General features: G+C 39.4%; 15 protein-coding genes, 8 tRNA genes and 1 riboswitch. Of the genes, 4 read left to right on the forward strand and 19 right to left on the reverse strand.

The genetic code is table 11. The features are described 5' to 3' along the window. Positions 1–72: 72 nt before the first annotated feature. The 10 genes from ACEPSS_RS00725 to ACEPSS_RS00770 form a co-directional block, all read right to left on the reverse strand. A complete protein-coding gene (locus ACEPSS_RS00725) occupies positions 73–2,532 on the reverse strand; it encodes an ATP-dependent Clp protease ATP-binding subunit (protein WP_395319285.1) in 2,460 nt (819 codons plus the stop codon). Between the two features lie 18 nt (positions 2,533–2,550). After that, on the reverse strand, positions 2,551–3,021 hold the full coding sequence (locus ACEPSS_RS00730) for a CtsR family transcriptional regulator (protein ID WP_395319287.1): 471 nt from the start codon (positions 3,019–3,021) through the stop codon (positions 2,551–2,553). 126 nt (positions 3,022–3,147) lie between these two features. Further along, positions 3,148–3,221 (reverse strand) — tRNA-Pro (locus tag ACEPSS_RS00735). A 6-nt stretch (positions 3,222–3,227) separates the two neighbouring features. After that, positions 3,228–3,301: transfer RNA gene (locus ACEPSS_RS00740), tRNA-Arg, on the reverse strand. A gap of 8 nt (positions 3,302–3,309) precedes the next feature. After that, positions 3,310–3,395, reverse strand: a tRNA-Leu gene (locus tag ACEPSS_RS00745). Positions 3,396–3,417: 22 nt separating this feature from the next. Then, a tRNA-Gly gene (locus ACEPSS_RS00750) sits at positions 3,418–3,489 on the reverse strand. Between the two features lie 4 nt (positions 3,490–3,493). Beyond that, positions 3,494–3,567 (reverse strand) — tRNA-Thr (locus tag ACEPSS_RS00755). A 10-nt stretch (positions 3,568–3,577) separates the two neighbouring features. After that, positions 3,578–3,660: transfer RNA gene (locus ACEPSS_RS00760), tRNA-Leu, on the reverse strand. A gap of 26 nt (positions 3,661–3,686) precedes the next feature. After that, positions 3,687–3,759 (reverse strand) — tRNA-Lys (locus ACEPSS_RS00765). A 2-nt stretch (positions 3,760–3,761) separates the two neighbouring features. After that, positions 3,762–3,834 (reverse strand) — tRNA-Val (locus ACEPSS_RS00770). A gap of 207 nt (positions 3,835–4,041) precedes the next feature. Here ACEPSS_RS00770 and ACEPSS_RS00775 point away from each other — a divergent pair. Further along, on the forward strand, positions 4,042–5,004 hold the full coding sequence (locus ACEPSS_RS00775; protein ID WP_395320436.1) for an L-lactate dehydrogenase: 963 nt from the start codon (positions 4,042–4,044) through the stop codon (positions 5,002–5,004). 53 nt (positions 5,005–5,057) lie between these two features. Here the strand turns inward: ACEPSS_RS00775 and ACEPSS_RS00780 are convergent, their stop codons facing one another. Further along, on the reverse strand, positions 5,058–6,227 hold the full coding sequence (locus tag ACEPSS_RS00780; RefSeq protein WP_395319289.1) for an aminotransferase class I/II-fold pyridoxal phosphate-dependent enzyme: 1,170 nt from the start codon (positions 6,225–6,227) through the stop codon (positions 5,058–5,060). A gap of 95 nt (positions 6,228–6,322) precedes the next feature. Here ACEPSS_RS00780 and ACEPSS_RS00785 point away from each other — a divergent pair, with 95 nt between their 5' ends. After that, positions 6,323–8,662 carry a Xaa-Pro dipeptidyl-peptidase gene (locus ACEPSS_RS00785; protein ID WP_395319291.1) on the forward strand — a complete coding sequence of 780 codons (2,340 nt, stop codon included), beginning with the start codon at positions 6,323–6,325 and terminating at the stop codon, positions 8,660–8,662. A 40-nt stretch (positions 8,663–8,702) separates the two neighbouring features. Here the strand turns inward: ACEPSS_RS00785 and phnE (ACEPSS_RS00790) are convergent, their stop codons facing one another. The 7 genes from phnE (ACEPSS_RS00790) to ACEPSS_RS00820 form a co-directional block, all read right to left on the reverse strand. Further along, positions 8,703–9,494 carry a phosphonate ABC transporter, permease protein PhnE gene (gene phnE / locus ACEPSS_RS00790; RefSeq protein WP_395319293.1) on the reverse strand — a complete coding sequence of 264 codons (792 nt, stop codon included), beginning with the start codon at positions 9,492–9,494 and terminating at the stop codon, positions 8,703–8,705. Continuing rightward, complete coding sequence (gene phnE, locus ACEPSS_RS00795) at positions 9,494–10,279, reverse strand: phosphonate ABC transporter, permease protein PhnE (RefSeq protein ID WP_395319295.1); 786 nt, start codon at positions 10,277–10,279, stop codon at positions 9,494–9,496. Before phnE (ACEPSS_RS00795) ends, phnE (ACEPSS_RS00790) begins: the two co-directional genes overlap by 1 nt. After that, complete coding sequence (gene phnC, locus ACEPSS_RS00800; RefSeq protein WP_395319297.1) at positions 10,279–11,040, reverse strand: phosphonate ABC transporter ATP-binding protein; 762 nt, start codon at positions 11,038–11,040, stop codon at positions 10,279–10,281. The genes phnE (ACEPSS_RS00795) and phnC overlap by 1 nt, the downstream gene beginning before the upstream one ends. A 16-nt stretch (positions 11,041–11,056) precedes the next feature. After that, entirely contained in the window at positions 11,057–11,992 is a 936-nt protein-coding gene (locus tag ACEPSS_RS00805; RefSeq protein WP_395319299.1) for a phosphate/phosphite/phosphonate ABC transporter substrate-binding protein, read from the reverse strand. A gap of 227 nt (positions 11,993–12,219) precedes the next feature. Further along, entirely contained in the window at positions 12,220–13,509 is a 1,290-nt protein-coding gene (gene serS / locus ACEPSS_RS00810) for a serine--tRNA ligase (protein WP_395319301.1), read from the reverse strand. Positions 13,510–13,768: 259 nt separating this feature from the next. After that, positions 13,769–14,407 (reverse strand): deoxynucleoside kinase, encoded by a 639-nt coding sequence (locus ACEPSS_RS00815; RefSeq protein WP_395319303.1) that lies wholly within the window; start codon positions 14,405–14,407, stop codon positions 13,769–13,771. An 81-nt stretch (positions 14,408–14,488) separates the two neighbouring features. After that, positions 14,489–15,949, reverse strand: a complete 1,461-nt coding sequence (locus ACEPSS_RS00820) for an amino acid permease (RefSeq protein ID WP_395319305.1) — start codon at positions 15,947–15,949, stop codon at positions 14,489–14,491. Positions 15,950–16,047: 98 nt separating this feature from the next. Beyond that, a riboswitch (Lysine riboswitch) is annotated at positions 16,048–16,220 on the reverse strand. Between the two features lie 104 nt (positions 16,221–16,324). Here ACEPSS_RS00820 and ACEPSS_RS00825 point away from each other — a divergent pair. Continuing rightward, positions 16,325–16,882 (forward strand): cysteine hydrolase family protein, encoded by a 558-nt coding sequence (locus ACEPSS_RS00825; RefSeq protein WP_395320438.1) that lies wholly within the window; start codon positions 16,325–16,327, stop codon positions 16,880–16,882. Positions 16,883–16,915: 33 nt separating this feature from the next. Here the strand turns inward: ACEPSS_RS00825 and ACEPSS_RS00830 are convergent, their stop codons facing one another. After that, positions 16,916–18,325 carry an amino acid permease gene (locus tag ACEPSS_RS00830; RefSeq protein WP_395320439.1) on the reverse strand — a complete coding sequence of 470 codons (1,410 nt, stop codon included), beginning with the start codon at positions 18,323–18,325 and terminating at the stop codon, positions 16,916–16,918. 142 nt (positions 18,326–18,467) lie between these two features. On the opposite strand from ACEPSS_RS00830, the gene ACEPSS_RS00835 reads away from it, so the two are divergent. Further along, positions 18,468–19,343, forward strand: coding sequence for a LysR family transcriptional regulator (locus tag ACEPSS_RS00835; RefSeq protein WP_395319307.1), 876 nt, complete (start codon positions 18,468–18,470; stop codon positions 19,341–19,343). Positions 19,344–19,351 lie beyond the last annotated feature (8 nt).

Genomic DNA, 19,351 nt, shown 5'->3' on the forward strand with positions numbered 1-19,351 from the left:
ATATACTACTATATCATAACGCTAGCAAAGGTTTTCGTCAACAAAAAACGCCATTTTTCAATGGCGTTTTTTCTATATAACTGGTGTTTTATGTGTAATTGTAATTTTACCTTTTTGGGCACCCACTGTGATTTTATCACCGAGATTGAATTTCCCAGTCAATAAGTCATCACTTAATGGATCTTCAATTTCACTTTGAAGGGCTCTTCGTAAGGGACGAGCACCATATTCAGGGTTATAGCCTTTTTTAGCAACTACATCAATCGCAGCGGGGGTGATTTTCAAGGTATACCCTTGTTTCTCAACGCGATCAACTAACCGTTTCGTCATTAATTTCACAATTCGGTGAAGTTCTGATTCAGTTAAACCGTGGAAAATTACCGTTTCATCAATTCGATTCAAGAATTCTGGGCGGAAAAATTGTTTCATTTTTTCTTGAATAACCCGTTTCATTTCTGCATCATTATTTACGTCCTGCTTGGCATCAAAACCAACCGTCTTTTGTTCCCTCAAGGCAGAGGCACCTAAATTAGATGTCATAATAATCACGGTATTCCGAAAATCAACTTTTCGTCCCTTAGAATCCGTCAAAAATCCATCATCAAGGACTTGCAATAACAAGTTAAAGACGTCTGGATGAGCTTTTTCAACTTCATCAAGCAAAATTACCGAATAAGGATGTTTTCTAACCTTTTCTGTAAGTTGGCCACCCTCTTCGTACCCAACATACCCAGGGGCTGAACCCACTAACCGACTAGTTGAATATTTTTCCATGTATTCGCTCATATCAACTCTAATTACATCGTCTTCTGAGCCAAACATTTCTTCAGCTAAGTCTTTTGCTAATTCCGTTTTTCCTACCCCAGTAGGTCCTAAGAAAATAAACGAACCAATTGGACGATTGGGATCTTTCAAACCACTGCGCGCCCGCCGAACCGCTTTAGCAACCGCAGTAACGGCTTCATCTTGACCAATTACTCGCTGATGTAAGACTTTTTCTAAGTTTAATAAACGATCTGCATCAGTTTGCTTAAGATGGGTAACGGGAATACCAGTCCATTCAGCCACAATTTGTGCTACTGATTCAACGTCTTCTTTTAGTTTGTAAGTATGTTTTTGGTTTTCTTCTTGGCGTTTTGCTTCATCTGCTTTTAACAATTTAGCAACAATCGTCTCTAGTTCTTGTTCTTGATTCCGGAAGCGAACTGCGTCATCAAAACGTTGTTCTTCAATCGCCTGATCTTTATTATTTCGTGCTTCATCAAGGGCCCGTTGTGACGAGGTTAAATCAGTCGGATCTCCCATGGCATCAATTCGGACTTTAGCAGCTGCTTCATCCATTAAATCGATTGCTTTATCTGGCAAGAAACGACCACTAATGTAACGACTCGATAAATCAACTGCCGCATTAATTGCGTCATCAGTAATTTGAACATGGTGATGTTCTTCATATTTAGGCCGTAAGCCAGTCAAAATTTTCTTGGCTTCATCTACACTTGGCTCTTCGACTTGAATAGTGGCAAACCGCCGTTCAAGGGCTGCATCTGATTCAATGTGTTTTTGGTACTCATTGAGCGTTGTGGCTCCAATCATTTGAATTTCACCACGAGCTAATGCCGGTTTCAAAATGTTAGAAGCATCAATTGCCCCTTCAGCTCCACCGGCCCCAATTAAAGTGTGAAGTTCATCAACGAAGAGAATCACATTTCCATTGGTCTTAATTTCATTAATAATTTTTTTGAGGCGATTTTCAAATTCACCACGATATTTCGTACCAGCCACCAAAGTTCCCATATCAAGAGCCATTACTCGTTTATCGTTTAAGTCTCTGGGAACCACTTTTTCCACAATCTTTTGGGCTAAACCTTCCGCAATGGCGGTTTTACCAACCCCTGGTTCCCCAATTAAAACGGGATTATTTTTCGTCCGTCGGCTTAAAATCTGAATTGCCCGCCGAACTTCTTGATCACGTCCAATAATTGGATCTAATTGCCCATCACGAGCAGCTTTGGTCAAATCTTTGGCAAAGGCATCGAGCGTTGGGGTTTTTTCTTTAGCATCATTTTTGCTTTCCGTTGGCATTCCTTGATCAGGCACTCCCATTTTACGGATTGTAATTTTACGCACATCGTCTGGAGAAATTCCTAGACTATTTAAAATTCTCGAAGAAACAATTTCATTTTCGCTAGTTAAAGCTAATAATAAATGTTCTGTACCGACCCGTTGACTACCATATTGTTTGGCAATTTGACCGGCTAATTTTAAAATTTCACGCATTTTGGGTGAATAGGGCAAATAAGTTGCCGCATCTTTTTGCAAATTACCGTATCCAGCAATTTGTTCAATTTCTTCTTTTACATCCTGTTCGGTAACAGAGAGTTGGTTTAAAGTTTGATAAGCAATTCCACTTTTTTCAATGGCTAATGCCAAGAGCAAATGTTCAGTCCCAACTGATTGATGTTGAAAATTGCGCGCTTGTTCTTGCGCAATCATAAGCGCTTTTTTTGCACTAGGAGTTAATGAGTCTTCCATTAAAAAACCTTCTTTCAGCTAGCATTCATATTTTAAGCGACATAATAACGCCGACAATACGTTTGCACGCACTTTTTCTTCTGTTTCATAGTTTGAAACATTGATTGCATCGTGAGTAAGGATTGACGCAACCATATGTACCTCACGATTATTTAATAATCCATTATCTAATAAAGTATTCAAAATATCTTCTTCGTCTTTTTGACTAATCGTATCGCCGATTGAATCAATTAAGCGATCAAATACATTTGAATCTTCCGTTAAATTTATTCTTTCAATTCGAATGTAGCCACCGCCACCACGTTTACTTTGGACGACAAACCCGTCTTGAATGGTAAACCGAGTTTTAATGACATAGTTAATTTGAGAAGGAACTACATCAAAGTGTTCTGCAATATCTGAACGACGAATTTCTACTTCTTCATCACATTCAGCCAATAATTTTTTTAAATATTCTTCAATTGTATCTGACATACTATGACTTGCCATATTATCATCTCATCTCTGACTAATGTTGACTTTAATTATATAAACATCGCTCCAAAATGACAAGTAACTTTACTTACCAAAACAAAAAAGTACGAATGAAATTAATCATTCGTACTTCATATTCGATCGGGAAGACAGGATTCGAACCTGCGACCCCCTGGTCCCAAACCAGGTGCTCTACCAAGCTGAGCCACTTCCCGAAAAAATGCACCTAGCAGGAGTCGAACCTGCAACCTTCTGATTCGTAGTCAGACACTCTATCCAATTGCGCTATAGGTGCATAATAAATGCCGAGGACCGGGATCGAACCGGTACGGTCATTACTGACCGCAGGATTTTAAGTCCTGTGCGTCTGCCAATTCCGCCACCCCGGCAAATTTATATTTTAATATAAAAAGCGGAAGACGGGATTCGAACCCGCGACCTCCAGCATGGCAAGCTGGCGTTCTACCACTGAACTACTTCCGCATAATGCCGACTAGAGGACTCGAACCTCCGACCTCATCATTACTAGTGACGCGCTCTAGCCAACTGAGCTAAGTCGGCAAAAATAATATGCGGGCAAAGGGATTCGAACCCCCACATCACGAAGATACTAGAACCTAAATCTAGCGCGTCTGCCAATTCCGCCATGCCCGCATGATATTATTTTTACTATTTGAAAATGAGCCGTGGCAGGTTCGAACTGCCGACCCTCTGATTAAAAGTCAGATGCTCTACCGGCTGAGCTAACGGCTCAATGGAAGATACAGGGATCGAACCTGTGACCTCCTGCTTGTAAGGCAGATGCTCTCCCAGCTGAGCTAATCTTCCATTGAATTACTTGTTGACTGGGAAACGGAAACCCGTTTTGACAACTATTAAATAATATCATCGATATCGATCATCGTCAACCTTTTTTGCAATCTTTTTTTAATTTTTTTCTGAACCGTGACTTTGCATTCTATATATTGTGAATTCGCTTTCAAAAAATGGTACAATGTCACTGAAACATAATTAAATTTGGAATTTGAAAGGAAGATTATTATGGCTGAAAAACATCAAAAAGTTGTTTTAGTTGGTGACGGTGCCGTTGGTTCTTCATACGCATTCGCCATGGTTCAACAAGGTATCGCTGAAGAATTCGTAATCATCGATATTAACAAAGAACGGACTACTGGAGATGCACTTGATCTTGAAGATGCTACTCCATTTACTTCACCAAAGAACATTTACTCAGGTGAATATTCTGATTGTAAAGATGCTGACTTGGTAGTTATTACTGCTGGAGCACCTCAAAAACCAGGTGAAACTCGTTTAGACTTAGTTAACAAAAACCTTAAAATCTTATCAACAATCGTTAAACCAGTTGTTGAATCAGGATTCAATGGAATTTTCTTAGTTGCTGCTAACCCAGTTGATATCTTAACTTACGCAACGCAAAAATTATCTGGCTTCCCTAAAGAAAAAGTAATTGGTTCAGGTACTTCACTTGATACTGGTCGTTTCCGTGTTGCAGTTGCTAAACAATTCAACCTTGACCCCGCTAGTGTAGATGCTTACATTTTAGGTGAACACGGTGATTCAGAATTTGCCGATCTTGATGAAGCTACCATTGGTAATGTTCCATTACTTAAATACGCTGCTGATCGTAACGTTACTAAAGATGATTTACTTAAGCTTGAAGACGAAACTCGTAACAAAGCTTACACAATCATCAACAAAAAAGGTGCTACTTTCTACGGTGTTGGTACTGCCTTAATGAGAATTTCTCGTGCTATCTTACGTAACGAAAACGCTGTGCTTCCTGTTGGTGCCCCAATGAACGGTGAATATGGTTTGAACGATATTTACATTGGTACCCCTGCAGTAATTAATGCTAGCGGAATTGCAAACGTAATTGAAATTCCACTTAGTGATGAAGAAAAAGCTAAAATGGCTGCTTCAGCTAAGACTTTACAAGAAACTGCTCATAACGGTATGAAAGCAACTGGTTTAGAATAAACCAACCGTTTAATTGCATACTAAAAAGAACGAATCCGCGGATTCGTTCTTTTTTATTTGGTTGCAAGGTAATTCTGTAACCGATTTAAAGCTTCTTGTAAATTTGCAAAACTAGTTGCATAACTTAACCGGACGTAGCCTTCACCACCGGCTCCGAAACTTGATCCCGGAATCATCCCCACTTTCGCCTTTTCCGCGATTTCAATACAAAAATCATAACTATTCTGGTTTAAGTGAGCAGGAATCTTAGCAAAGATATAAAAGGCTCCTTCCGGAAGCTCATTTTGAAAACCTAATTTTTCTAGTCCTTCATGTAAATAGTCACGCCGTTTCAAGTATGCTTCTACCATTGGTAACGCATCATCTTGCCCATTAGCAAAGGCTTCTTCAGCTGCTACTTGGGCAGCGGTCATAACTGAAGTGGTCACCAATTCATGAACTTTCGCAATTTGAGCCACTAAATCACTAGGTCCGGCAAAAATTCCAATTCGCCAACCGGTCATGGCATGTGATTTAGATAATCCATTAAATAAAATTGTTTGGTCGGGAATAAATTTAGCAATTGAGGTATGTTTTTGGCCGTAAGTTAGTTCAGAATAAATTTCATCACTAACCACCACTAAATTAGTTTCTTCTAAAATTTCAGCCAGTGCTTGAACTTCATTGGCAGAGTAAGTCCGCCCCGTAGGATTAGAAGGGAAATTCAAAATAATCATTTTGGCATGAGGATGCTCCGTAATTGCCTTTTTTAATCGGTCCGGAGTTAAGAGAAAATCATCTGGTTGCGTGTTAATCTGCACTAGCTTACCACCATTTAAATCAATCAATGAGTAGTAAACAGGAAAAGCCGGCGTGGGAACTAAAACTTCATCCCCCGCTTCAATAAAGGTTGCTAAAGTATCGTACATAGCTTCCGTTACCCCATTAGTAACTACCATTTGGGTTGCTGGATCATAGATAACCCCATATTTGTTTTGCAAAAATTCAGCAGCAGCTCTTCGGGTTTCAATTCTCCCCCACGTCGCTGTATAATGACTCTCATTATCATCAATCGCCGCAATCGCTGCCTGTTTGACGTGAGTAGGAGTGGCAAAATCAGGCTCACCTAGTGTAAGCTTAACTAAATCAGGAATTTTACTGATTTTTTCACTAAACCCATAAATATTAGAAAGTTGCGTATTTAAAACATTTGCTTTAATCTGATCTTTTAAATTTTTATTCATCAGTTTCTCCATCTGAAAAGTAGTATACCCTTATTCTACACTAATTCATGAACAAATGTTTTAAAAATCACGACAATTACTTAAAGGAGCCATTTATGAAAATTAATCAATTTGCCCAATTACACCCTAATTTAGCCACGATGAAGAAAGAACTTCAACGAGTGGGCTTTGCAACCGAAGACAATGATGAAAAAGCCCTTTTTCATTCATTTTTAAACCAAATTCAGCCCACCAAGCTTAGTTCTGCTAATTTAAAAACAACCTTAAATCAGTTTTTAGCAACTCCAGATGAACGCTTAGGCGACTTTTTTGCTTCTAATACGCCGCTTTCAGCTGAAGTATTTTATTTAGTGGCTTTACAACTACTTGGCTTTCAAGCGGACGTTGACTTTGACCTCAAACAGCCACTGGTAGCCATGACTAACCTAAATTTGTTCTACCATCAAACCGTTAATTCAACCACAAGTCTCATTGAAGCCTGGTATGACTTATTAAATACCCATGGGAAAAACGATTTGACCTTACTTGATCGTTTAGCCGCCCAAGGTTACTTTACCAAGCCCGAATTTACGCTTAACCATCCTTTGTTTTTTAACGGCAAGGCCCAGGCAACTTTCTTAGCGCAAGATTTTAAATATGAAACTGTCTATGTCCAAACTGACTTTGATTCTGATTTTGACGGCAAAAATGACTTAATCAAAGTTGAAATTAACCGCCCCAAAACCGATGTTCAAGTTCCGGTAGCTTACACGGCTTCACCGTATGACCAAGGCGTAAATGATCATTTGGGAGCACAATTAACGCATAATGTTCAACAAGACCTAACCGAAAAAGTCGCCGGTAAAATTGAACTCACCCAGCCAAAACCATTAATCCAGGGGACTAACTCCCAAATTAACGGTTCTGCTACCCAAGCTACCGAAACGCATCAACCCAAACCAGGTTACACTTTAAACGACTATCTGTTAGTTCGTGGTTTTGCCAGCGTTTATGCCGCTGGAATTGGGACCATTGATTCAGACGGTCTCCAAACTTGTGGCGACCCACAACAAACCGCTAGTACCATTGCCGTGATTGAATGGTTACATGGCGATCGTGTGGCGTTTACCAACCGGACTGATGGCATTCAAATCAAGGCTGATTGGTGTAACGGGAACGTGGCAATGACAGGCCGTTCCTATTTGGGGACTTTGGCAATTGCGGCGGCTACTACCGGTGTCGCTGGGTTAAAAACGATTGTGGCTGAAGCGGCTATCTCTTCGTGGTATGACTATTATCGGGAAAATGGTTTAGTAGTTGCCCCCGGCGGTTTTCAAGGCGAAGATGCGGATGTTTTAGCTGGCGAAACTTTTTCTCGCAGTTTACGTCCCGGTGATAACTTAAAAATCCGTCCCACCTTTGACAGATACTTAAAGCAAATGGCAATTGCGCAAGACCGCGTTACTGGAAGTTATAATCAATTTTGGGATGATCGTAATTATCGTAATCAAATGCAAAAAATTAAAGCCGATGTCATGTTAGTGCATGGATTAAATGATTGGAACGTGAAACTCCGAAATCCCTATGAACTCTGGCAAGGAATCCAAGCTTTACCAATTCAAAAGAAATTAATTCTTCATCAGGGTCAACACGTCTACATTAATGCCTTTCCGTCCTTTGATTTTTCGGATATCGTTAATCTCTGGTTATCGCACGAATTATACGAACTTGATAATCAGGCCGAAACGATTCTTCCCAATGTAATTGTGCAGGATAACGTACAACCTGATAATTGGCGCTCTGCCACTAATTGGCCAAGTCAGCCAGCAACTACCCAAAAAATTAAATTTGATCGCGAAATCTTCAAAAATGACGTTCCACAAGCTGATTTCTTAAAATATAGTCAACATCCCCAGGCATGGCGTCAGCAATTATTTAGTCTTACTGATCAAACTCTCGAAGCGAATCGGCTGGTAGCCACCACAACCTTTGCTGATGAAATTACCATCAATGGTGAAGTTAAAGTCCAACTTCAAGTGGCTAGTGATACTAACTTAGGAATGCTTAGTGCTGCTTTACTAGATTACGGAGATGCTAACCGACTTAACGATAATCCAACCATTTTAGCACGACACGGGGTTCCCTTAGGGTATCGGTGGTACACAGACGATTTACGGGAATTTACTTTAAATAAAAAAGCAACTCCCTTTAAATTAATATCCGAAGTCCATCTCAATCTACAAAATCGAACTAGCCCAGCCATTAATGAACCAATTGAACCAAATCAGTTCTATAATGTGGAACTAAAATTCCAACCGACCTTCTATCGACTTCCTAAAGATCGAAAATTAGCGCTGGTCCTTTACTCAACTGACTACGAAATGACCAATCGGAATAACCAACCAATCACTTATAGGGTTAATCCTGAAGCAACATTATCAATTCCATTCAACTAAAAAAGAACTTGCCATTCGGCAAGTTCTTTTATTTTTTCAATTAAATTAATTTACGACGTAAGTAGGTTGAAAGTGCATCAATGGCTAATACCATCGCTACAATTCCTAACAAAATAATTCCCGTTTTCGACCAATTCCGAGTTTGCAAAGCAAACATCATTGGGGTCCCAATTCCACCAGCCCCAACTAAACCAAGAATTGAAGCAGAACGAACTGAAATTTCAAACCGATATAAAGTATAAGAAACTAATTCCGGCAAAATTTGGGGCATCGTTGCAATGCGGAAAATCTGCCACTTCGTACCACCAGCTGCCGCAATCGCAACTTCAGCACTCCGATCCATTTCTTCAATTGCTTCTGAGAATAGTTTACCCAACATTCCGACAGAGTGAAAACCAATGGCTAACACCCCGGCAAATGAACCAGGTCCCACGGCTTTGATAAACATAATTGCCAAAACTACTTCCGGAAAGGCCCGAATAGCAGTTAACAAGAATTTACCAATCGTAGAACGCGGATGGAACATTTTGTTATTTGATTGGGCAGCAAAAAACGCAAAGGGCACTGATAAAACGGCTGAAATAATTGTTCCTAAGAAGGCAATTGCTAAAGTAATTACCAATTCGGAAACCATGTCTTCTCCGCTACCGTTATAGACATAAGACCAGTCCGGATGCATAATTCCATTAAAAATTGAGGCACTTACGCGTCCTGCTGAACTTTGGATTCCAGTAAATGGCACTCCCGCAAATGACCAAGCGTATAACGCAATAATCGCAACTGCGGCAATAATCCATTTCATACGTTCAAATTTTGATTTTTTTAAATTCATTATTGTAGTCGCTTCCTTAGATAATTACTGATAGTGTCAATTACAAGTACTACCACAAAAATTGAAATAATGATTACTGCAGTTCTTGGGTAATCAAATTGATCCAAGGTTTGTGATAAGTAAAGTCCGATTCCCCCAGCTCCCAAATATCCAAGGACGGTTGATGAACGGACGTTAATTTCAAGGGTGTATAAGAAATCACTCATAAATTGACCGGCAACTTGCGGCATTACGGCAATGCGAACGGTTTGCGCCATCGAAGCTCCGGTAGCCCGAATGGCCCGAACTGGTCCCATATCAATGGTTTCAATTACTTCATAGAATAATTTTGAAACCATCCCAAAGGAAAAGAGCGCTAAGGTGATTACCCCAGTCATTGGTCCAATTCCAAAGATAGCAACGAATAAAGCTGCTAATAACAGGTTAGGTAAAGTTCTAATTAAGGAAAGAATGATTCGAATAATTCCCCGACCAATTTTATTTTTTACAATGTTACGTGCTGCGAGGACCGAAAATGGAACGGCAAAAATCGTCCCAAAGGTCGTTCCTAAAATTGCCATTTGCACCGTTTGTAACAACGGATCTTTCATTTTTGCCAAATATGACCAATCCGGATCCTTCATTTGTCCCAAAATCACACCAAATTGATCAATGTTAGTCATGAAAGTATTGAAATCAACCCCTGTAATTTCGGATGAGAGATAAATCAAAACTAACATAATTACGGCAATCGAGATTCCAATTAAATGGAAGCGGTGCACGAAATTTTGTTTAGGGACGTTCATTATTGTTCCACCCCGTTTTCATAAATCTGCTTCAAATCAGCTTCGCTAGCTTCGGCAATTGGTTTGTTATAAACTAATTTACCATCACGTAATCCAATAATTCGATCAGCATATTTCAAGGCTAATTCAACGGAATGAATGTTAACCAAAACCGTAATGTTTTCGTACTTTTTCAAATGGTAAAGATCATCCATGACCCCTTTACTGGTCTTCGGATCTAGTGAAGCAACTGGTTCATCAGCAAGGACTAACGTTGGATCTTGCATCAAAGTTCGTGCAATGGCTACCCGTTGTTTTTGTCCCCCAGATAGTTCATCTGCCCGACGATACAATTTTTTAACCATGTTAACTTTATCAAGTTCAGCAATCGCTTTTTGTTTATCAGCTTTGCTGTACAAACCTAGCATTGTTTTCCAAGTTGGGTAGTAACCAGAACGACCGGCTAAAACATTTTTTTGCACCGTAGTTCTTTCAACTAGGTTAAAGTTTTGGAAAATCATTCCAATTTTACGACGCATTTGGCGAAGGGCTTTTCCCTTTAATTTAGTGATGTCAACACCATCAACTAAAACTTCTCCATCCGTAATATCAATCATCTTGTTAATTGAGTTCAGCATGGTACTTTTCCCAGCACCTGACAAACCAACTACGGCCACAAACTCACCCCGATTGACTTTAAAGTTAATGTTTTCTAATCCCTTAACTCCACTTTGATAAACTTTGTTAACGTTTTTAAACTCTAAAACTGTTTGGTTTTCCAACGATTTTATCCCCTAACTATTTGTCGATTTTCTTTACGTCTTCTAGATTTTTTCTAACTCCATTAAAGTCTTTATCGTTTATTTTAGCGAAACCTTCGTAACCGTATAGTGAGTTAAGAATGTCGTGACCTTCTTTGGATTTAGCAATGTTTTGGAAAGCATCCGTAATCTTAGTATCCCATTTAGCTGACATGTCGCTACGAACGGCGATGGCATCATTTGGAATTGGTTTCGTTTTGTAAATAACCTTGGTGTTTTCCATGATTTTTGGATCATCTTTAGAAGCAATCTTACGTGCCCCTTCAAAACAGAAAGCAGCATCAGCATTTCCATTTTCCACAGCCATCACAGCTTGATCATGACCCTTCACTGTGAAAGTTTTAATCCCGTTTTTGTGAAGGTTAATTCCTTGTTCGTTCATTTCAACGGCTGGGTAAATGTATCCGGCAGTTGAAGTCGCATCTTGGGTCGCAATTTTCTTACCCTTCAAGTCTTTCAAACTGTTAATGCCACTATCTTTTTTCACAACCACTTCACTGATAAAGGTATCGGAAGTTTTAGAAGTGTGATTTTCATTGTCATCATATTTAAAACGCGTTCCTTGAAGTAAAGGTTTAACTTGATAGTTTTTGTGTGCTAAAACGTAATCAGCAGGTGAAAGGAAAGCTACATCGGCCGTTTTTGAGCCCAGGGCTTCTACCATTGAACTCCCACTAGTTTGCATGACCACTTTAACGGGTACATGAAGTTGTTTCGTTAACAACTTTTCTAATGGTTTCACTTGAGAATCAGCTGAACCAGCATTTGATGATGGTTTAAATTCAACTACTAATTTTTTAGGTTCATAACTACCTGTATCGGCGCTTTTTTTACCACAAGCAGTAAGTCCGACTGCCATGACTAGCATTGCTGATGCTACTGCTACTGTCTTTACAACTTTTCCAAATTTCATATCCATTCTCCTCTGGGTATTTATCTTTAGTTATATTTAAGATTTTACCGTTAAAAATGAACATTATCAAGCAAAAAATGCAAATATTTTGCAATTTATCTGCATTTTGATTGTTTTTTTCGGTAAAAAGTGCCTACAAATAGTTAGAAGACGAAAATACGAACATTAAAATCCGAACATTTCCATAATAAAAAGGATAACCCCAACTGAGCTATCCTTTTCATTAATTAAAATAAGTCTTGTTTTGTAATCTTAGTTTTACCGTGCATGTATGGTTGCAATGCTTCTGGAATATTAACGGTTCCATCTTCATTTTGGAAGTTTTCCAAAATGGCGGCTACCGTTCTACCAACGGCAAGTCCTGAACCATTCAATGTGTGTACGTATTGGAGCTTACCGTTTTCATCACGATATTGAATGTGAGCCCGACGAGCTTGGAAATCAGTGGTGTTTGAACAACTTGAGATTTCCCGGTAACAGTTTTGTGATGGCATCCAAACTTCAATATCATGAGTCATCGCAGCTGTAAAACTCATATCGCTACTAGTCAACGTAATTACATGGTAAGGAATGCCTAATTTTTTCAATGATGATTCTGCTTGGGCAGTAATGTTTTCTAAAGCATCCCATGATTGTTCTGGTTTCGTAAATTGTACCATTTCAACTTTGTTAAATTGGTGAAGACGAATCAATCCTTTAGTGTCGCGACCAGCACTCCCCGCTTCTGAACGGAAAGCTGGCGTTAACGCAGTAAACTTAACGGGAAGTTTTTCCGCTGGAATCACTTCATCGCGATAAAAGTTAACTAACGGAACTTCGGCCGTTGGGATCATCGTTAAATCACTATCGGCAATTTCAAAACCGGCTTTATTTTCCTTAAACTTAGGGAATTGACCAGTTCCAAACATGGAAGCTGAGTTAACCATGTAAGGTGGCAAAATTTCAGTATAACCGGCTTTATCATTTTCATCTAAGTAGAAGTTATAAACGGCCCGTTCTAACATTGAACCAGCACCGACATAGTAAACAAAACGACTACCAGCGACTTTAGCACTCCGTTTAAAATCTAAAATGTCAAGATTTTCCCCAATTTCCCAATGGGGCTTTGGTTCGAAATCAAACTTACGCGGAGTTCCCACTTTCCGAAGTTCCACGGAACCTTCTTCCGTTAAACTAACGGGAACCTGATCGTTAGGAATGTTAGGAAGATGGGCTTCTAAATTATCTTGTTCTGCTTTGGTAGCTTCTAAATCAACATCAAGTTGTTTGATTTCAGCTCCAACTTCGCGCATCCGCTTAATTTGGTCATCAGCATTTTCTTTATTTCGTTTAAGTTGTGAAATTTCTTCGGAAACTGCATTTCTTTCCGCCTTAAGTGCTTCACTTTTTACAATTAAATCACGTCGAGTTTGGTCTAATTCCATTAACTTATCAATGGTTGCTCCGTCAATTCCACGGTCAGCCATTTTTTGTTTGAACCAGTCAGCATTTTGCCGAATCATTTTCATATCTAACATAGCTATTCCTCCATTGTATAGAAAAAGACCCTCGTCAATTGGGACGAAGGTCTTTTTTGTTCGCGGTACCACCCAAGTTCCTATCATTGAAGATAGGCCCTTAATTATTGATTAATAACGGAATCACCGTGCAGGATTAACTGCCCTTGTCGCATACTGGAACCTTCGACGATAACTCTCAGCCCCGTTATCTCTCTGTACGTCTACTTATAGGTATGCATTCGTTTTATTTTTCTTAATTATACAATATAAATTAACATTAGCCTAATACTTTTTTTAGTTTTTGATCAACCGCGGCTAAAACTGCAGCACGAGCCTCATCATCGGCAATAAAGTCATACTTATCACCATCAATCATCATCTTCGGTGATAAATCATAGTCAGCATACCACTTGACGTAGCGTTGATTTAATTCCTGATAGTATGCGTAGAGACTCTCATCAGTTTCAATCTGTTCAAACGAACGACCGCGCTTTTTAATGCGTTGCAACATCGTTTCAAAAGAAACCTTAATATAGATTAATAGATCCGGATTTTTTTGAAAATCACTACCAGAAATTGGTTCCATCATGTTGTGAAGGAGGGAATCATAGATTTCAACTTCTGTTTCAGTGGAACGACCTAAATCGGCGTTTAAGTGAAACAGTAATGAGTCTTCAAAAATGGAGCGATCCATCACACTGAATTGATTTGCATTGGCTTCCTTAATACTATCTAGCCGTTTATTTAGAAAATAAATTTGGAGTAAAAAGGCATATTTTTTCGGATCTTTATAAAACAATGGCAAAATCTCATTATCATCCACTGATTCATAAAACGCAGGTGCGTTTAAATGTTCTGCTAACAAAGTCGTTAAAGATGTTTTTCCTGCTCCAATAGTTCCTGATAAAACAATCATTTGAATCTCTCCCCTAATCAAAAATGGTCCAACTAGCAAAACTAATTGTACCATTTTTATGATTATTTTAATTTGAATAATTTATTTTTCTTCGGTTTCGCCTTCAATTTTAGATGGGCTAACATCGACTTGATCAAGTGGAATAATATGGGTTTTCTTCACAATTTTGTACCCAAGGTAAAGAATTACCACTAACGGAACACTGATGTAAGTAACGGCAATTTGGAACCAATCCCCGTGCGCAAAGGCGCCCACATCTTGGCCACAAATGACAATGATACAAAGAATCAAACATAAAATTGGTCCAAGTGGGAACCAAGTAGCATGATACTTCAATTCGCTAACCTTGTGCCCTTGCAAAACAAAGGCTTTCCGAAAACGATAATGTGATAAAGCAATCCCAAACCAAGCGATAAAGCCGGTTAATCCAGATGCAGCTACTAACCAAAGGTAAATTTGGGGTCCAATAAAACTAGTCAAGAACGTAAGTAACGCAATCAAAGTCGTTGCTAGTAAAGAAAGCACGGGAATTCCATTTTTACTTAACTTACCAAACGATTTGGGTGCGTAACCTTCATCAGCCATTGCGTAAAGCATTCTGGTTGAGGCGTACATTCCTGAGTTAGCCGATGAAATTACAGAAGTTAAAATTACGGCATTCATCACACTGGCAGCGGCCGCTAATCCAGCTCGTTTGAAGACAACGGTAAAGGGACTAATGGCTACGTCAGTTGCGGATGATCCTAATAAATCATGACTAGTATAAGGAATAACGGCAGCAATCACAAAGATGGCAAGCACGTAGAATAAGATAATCCGCCAAAATACTTCATGAATCGCCTTAGGCACACTCTTATGTGGATCATCGGCTTCACCGGCCGTAATCCCAACTAGTTCAGTTCCTTGAAAAGAGAATCCGGCAACCACGAAGACACTTAAAATTCCGGGAATTCCATTTACAAATGGAGCATCTTTATAGGTAAAGTTGCTGAGTCCAGTAGCATGACCACCCATGATTCCAAAAATAGTTAATACTCCGACTCCTAAGAAAATAAAGATGGTAATCACTTTAATTAAGGACATCCAAAATTCGGTTTCTCCAAATGCCGAAACTGCCAAAATGTTAATCGAAAAAATGATGGCTAAGGCAATTGCACTCCAAATCCACGCATGGACATGGGGGAACCAAAAGGCCATTACTAAGGAAACCGTAGAAATATCAACGGCAACGGTAATTGCCCAGTTGAACCAGTAGTTCCAGCCCATCGCAAAGCCTAAAGCTGGATCAACGTACTTAGCAGAATAAGTCGAAAATGAACCAGAGATTGGTAAATTAGTGGCCATTTCCCCTAAACTGGTCATCAAAAAATACACCATGATTCCCATTAAAATGTAGGCAACTAATGCACCACCCGGTCCTGCATTATGAATCGCTGCCCCACTGGCAACGAATAGTCCAGTTCCGATACAACCACCTAATGCAATCATCGAAACATGTCGTGACTTTAAGCCACGCTTAACTTGTACTTGTTTTTCAGCCATTACAAAATTCCTCCTATAGATAAAGAAAGGCCATCAAACTAATAAAAAAGACTCCTCAGGAATTAATCCAGAAGAGCCTAATTAAACAATCGTTCATTAGTCTGCAAAGCGCTCCGCATTTTCCAATGCGACAGTTCTTGATTTATTCAACCAAGACCCAATTAAATAGTTACCAACTATTTAATTTCGGCGACGTTTCCTTTCAAGCTAGTTCATCGATCTGGTTGATCTCCGTAGCCTTACTAATAAAAGTCGCTCCTCTTCTTAGATATTTATTTGTGTACCAACAGTATAAGTTTTTATTAAAATAAATGCAAGTCCCTGTAAAGGAGCGTATCATTTAGCTAACTAAGTAAATCAACCAAGGAGATTATGATGCCAAACAAAGAAGCCCTTTTAATCATTGACTATACTAACGATTTTGTCGCAGATGATGGTTCGCTTACACTCGGTAAACCAGCCCAAGCCTGTGAACCTGAAATTTTAGCTTTAGCTAATCAATTTGCTGCCGATAACCAATTCGTAATTTTGCCAACCGATGTGCATACCCAAGGTGATCCTTATCACCCCGAAACCAAATTGTATCCACCCCACAACCAACGCAATACTTGGGGCCGGGAATTATTTGGCGAATTGAAACCGTGGTACCAACAACATCAAGACCACGAAAATGTCTGGTTAATGGATAAAACCCGTTATAGTTCATTTGTCGGCACTGATTTAGACTTACGGTTACGGGAAAGCAATGTCAAAACTTTACATTTAGTCGGCGTATCTACTGATATTTGTGTTTTGCACACTGCCATTAGTGCCTATAATCTCGGTTATAACGTGATTGTGCACCAAAAAGCGGTTGCGAGCTTTACTGAAGCTAGCCAAATCTTTGCTTTAAGTCATATGAAAAATGCCCTTGGTGCTAAAATCGTTGAATAAACAAAAAGTTCCCCATTTTAATGGAGAACTTTTTTATTTTTGGCGTTGTTGTAATTTAGAATGACGAATTCCATAGGCAAAATAAGTTACTAACCCAATTACCAACCAGATTCCAACCGAAATTTTGGTCATATCAGGCAACATAATGATAAAGTAAATACTCATCAAAGCTGCAGCAATGGGAAGATATGGATATAAAGGCATTTTAAATCCATCGTTTTTGATGTCTTTGCGACGCCGTAAAGGAATTACCCCAAATGAGATGCAGGCAAAAGCTAACAACGTGCCGGCATTAATCAAGGAAGCTAATTGTTCAAGGGGAACTAGACCAGCAAAAACAGCTTGAATGATAGTTGCCACCACAATTGCATTCCGGGGAACCTTGAATTTAGGGTTAATTTTACCCATTTTTTCTGATAATAAACCGTCTCGTCCTAGAGCATAAACTAGTCGAGAACCCCCGAAGAACATGGTAACCATGGCGGTAAATATTCCAAATAAGGCGCCAATCGTAATTAATTTGTTCCATGAATCAAGTCCAACGGCATGTAAAGCATAAGCTGCAGGATCATCAACGTTCAAGTCCGTGTAGTGAACCATTCCAACTAAGACCAACGAGAAAGCCACATAGAGAATTACGGCAATGATGACTGTTCCTAAAATTCCACGAACCACGTTTTTCTTCGGATTAATTGTTTCTGCCGAATTAGCAGCCAACGCATCAAAACCGATGAAAGCAAAGAAAACCGTTGCGGCTGCTGTTGAAATTCCACCCATCCCAAACGGACTTCCGTGAAATTGTTTTGGATAAAACGGTACGTAGTTACTAGTTTTAATGTAGAAAGCACCCAAAATTACAAACACAATGATGATGGCTAGCTTCACAATTACAGCAACATTTTCCACTCGTTTTGATAAATCAGCTCCACGAGCAATAATCAAAGCGATGGCCAAGATAATTACTACGGCAGTTAAATTAATCACACCGCCTTCCATTGGTCCGTTTTGTAAAGCTTTTGGCAAATTAATTCCGATTGGAGCCAAAAGGTTATTGTTAAAGTAGGCTGCAAACCCCGTCGCTTCAGCAGAAACAGCCAAAAAGTATTCCAAAATCAAGGACCACCCAATCATCCAGCCCACGATTTCACCGTAAACGACTGAACCGAAGGAATATGCTGACCCTGCAATCGGCATGGCAGAAGAAAATTCTGCATAAGCCATTCCTACAACTCCGGAAAGTAAAGCTGCCAATAAAAAGGCAATTGCGACCGCTGGCCCCGCATGTTGGGCGGCTTCATGACCAGGCAAAATAAAAATCCCGGTTCCAATTACGGCTCCAATCCCTAATGCAACCAAGTCCCAGGCATTCAAAGTTCGTTTCAATTTAGCATCAGCTTTAAGATAATTTCCGACTGATTCTTTTTTAAAAATTCGTTTTCCAATTCCCACGATGTTTCTCCAATTTCTGTTTGAATTTTTCACGAGAAAAGTTGCGCAACTAATCTGATAGCTTTAATGTTACAATCAGAACATCAATAAGTAAAATTAATCTTTTTAATTTAAGTATTAGGAGAAACGATTTAAAATGCATCGATTATTAGCGCTACAAAAAATCATTACCACGGGAAGTTTTACGAAAGCCGCTAAAGAACTTGGTTATACCCAGTCATCCGTTAGTCAAGCCATTGCTAGTTTAGAGGCTGAATTTAACGTACAAATCTTGAAACGCTCCCGCACTGGAGCCTCTTTAACCCCGGCTGGCCAAAAACTCTATCCCCATTTTCAAAACATGTTACGGCAGTACGCCGATACCAAGGTGATTGCTGACCAAATTAACGGCTTAGAAACCGGAATTGTGAAAATTGGAGCTATCAATAGTTTGTCCCGTTACTGGCTCCCCGGCTTAATTCGCGGGTTTGAGCAATTACATCCCAACGTTCATTTCACCCTTTATCAAGGTGATTACGACGAAATCCGGGAAGACCTTTTATCGGGAAAAATTGATTTAGGCTTTTTAAAGCCGCCGTATACTAATGGATTAAAAGTTAGTCCGTTAAAAATTGAACGTTTGTTAGCAATCATTCCAGAACAACATCCCTTAGCGCAAGCAAAACAAGTTGACCTTCGTCAACTTTATGAAACGTCAAACAATCTGATTTTAATTCCCGAAGGATCGCATAGTAGTGTCTTGGAAGCCTTTGCTATTTTGGACATTTACCCGTCCATCAAAGATAAAATTCAAGATGACTATACGGTAATGGCAATGGTAGAAGCCGGTTTAGGGATTAGTTTTGTTTCCGAATTAATGTTAAAAAACTGTCCCTTTAAAATTAAAGGTCTCCAAACCATTCCGACGCTAAATCACTCCATTAATCTCGCTTATACTGATCCAGCTACCCTTTCAATTGCTAGCAAACGTTTTTTAGAATATGTTGCATCCCAAAAAGCAAATTTATCGTAAACAAAAAG

Source organism: Fructilactobacillus frigidiflavus (genome assembly GCF_044054575.1).
Lineage (GTDB): Bacteria > Bacillota > Bacilli > Lactobacillales > Lactobacillaceae > Fructilactobacillus > Fructilactobacillus frigidiflavus.

Bases quoted from the DNA above. Each gene is read 5' to 3' on its own strand.
- phnE (WP_395319293.1), bottom strand. From the start codon at position 9,494: ATGAATTTAAAAAAATCAAAATTTGAACGTATGAAATGGATTATTGCC.
- ACEPSS_RS00825 (WP_395320438.1), top strand. From the start codon at position 16,325: ATGCCAAACAAAGAAGCCCTTTTAATCATTGACTATACTAACGATTTT.
- ACEPSS_RS00835 (WP_395319307.1), top strand. From the start codon at position 18,468: ATGCATCGATTATTAGCGCTACAAAAAATCATTACCACGGGAAGTTTT.
- ACEPSS_RS00820 (WP_395319305.1), bottom strand. From the start codon at position 15,949: ATGGCTGAAAAACAAGTACAAGTTAAGCGTGGCTTAAAGTCACGACAT.
- ACEPSS_RS00785 (WP_395319291.1), top strand. From the start codon at position 6,323: ATGAAAATTAATCAATTTGCCCAATTACACCCTAATTTAGCCACGATG.
- ACEPSS_RS00780 (WP_395319289.1), bottom strand. From the start codon at position 6,227: ATGAATAAAAATTTAAAAGATCAGATTAAAGCAAATGTTTTAAATACG.
- ACEPSS_RS00725 (WP_395319285.1), bottom strand. From the start codon at position 2,532: ATGGAAGACTCATTAACTCCTAGTGCAAAAAAAGCGCTTATGATTGCG.
- phnE (WP_395319295.1), bottom strand. From the start codon at position 10,279: ATGAACGTCCCTAAACAAAATTTCGTGCACCGCTTCCATTTAATTGGA.
- ACEPSS_RS00730 (WP_395319287.1), bottom strand. From the start codon at position 3,021: ATGGCAAGTCATAGTATGTCAGATACAATTGAAGAATATTTAAAAAAA.
- ACEPSS_RS00805 (WP_395319299.1), bottom strand. From the start codon at position 11,992: ATGAAATTTGGAAAAGTTGTAAAGACAGTAGCAGTAGCATCAGCAATG.
- ACEPSS_RS00815 (WP_395319303.1), bottom strand. From the start codon at position 14,407: ATGATTGTTTTATCAGGAACTATTGGAGCAGGAAAAACATCTTTAACG.
- serS (WP_395319301.1), bottom strand. From the start codon at position 13,509: ATGTTAGATATGAAAATGATTCGGCAAAATGCTGACTGGTTCAAACAA.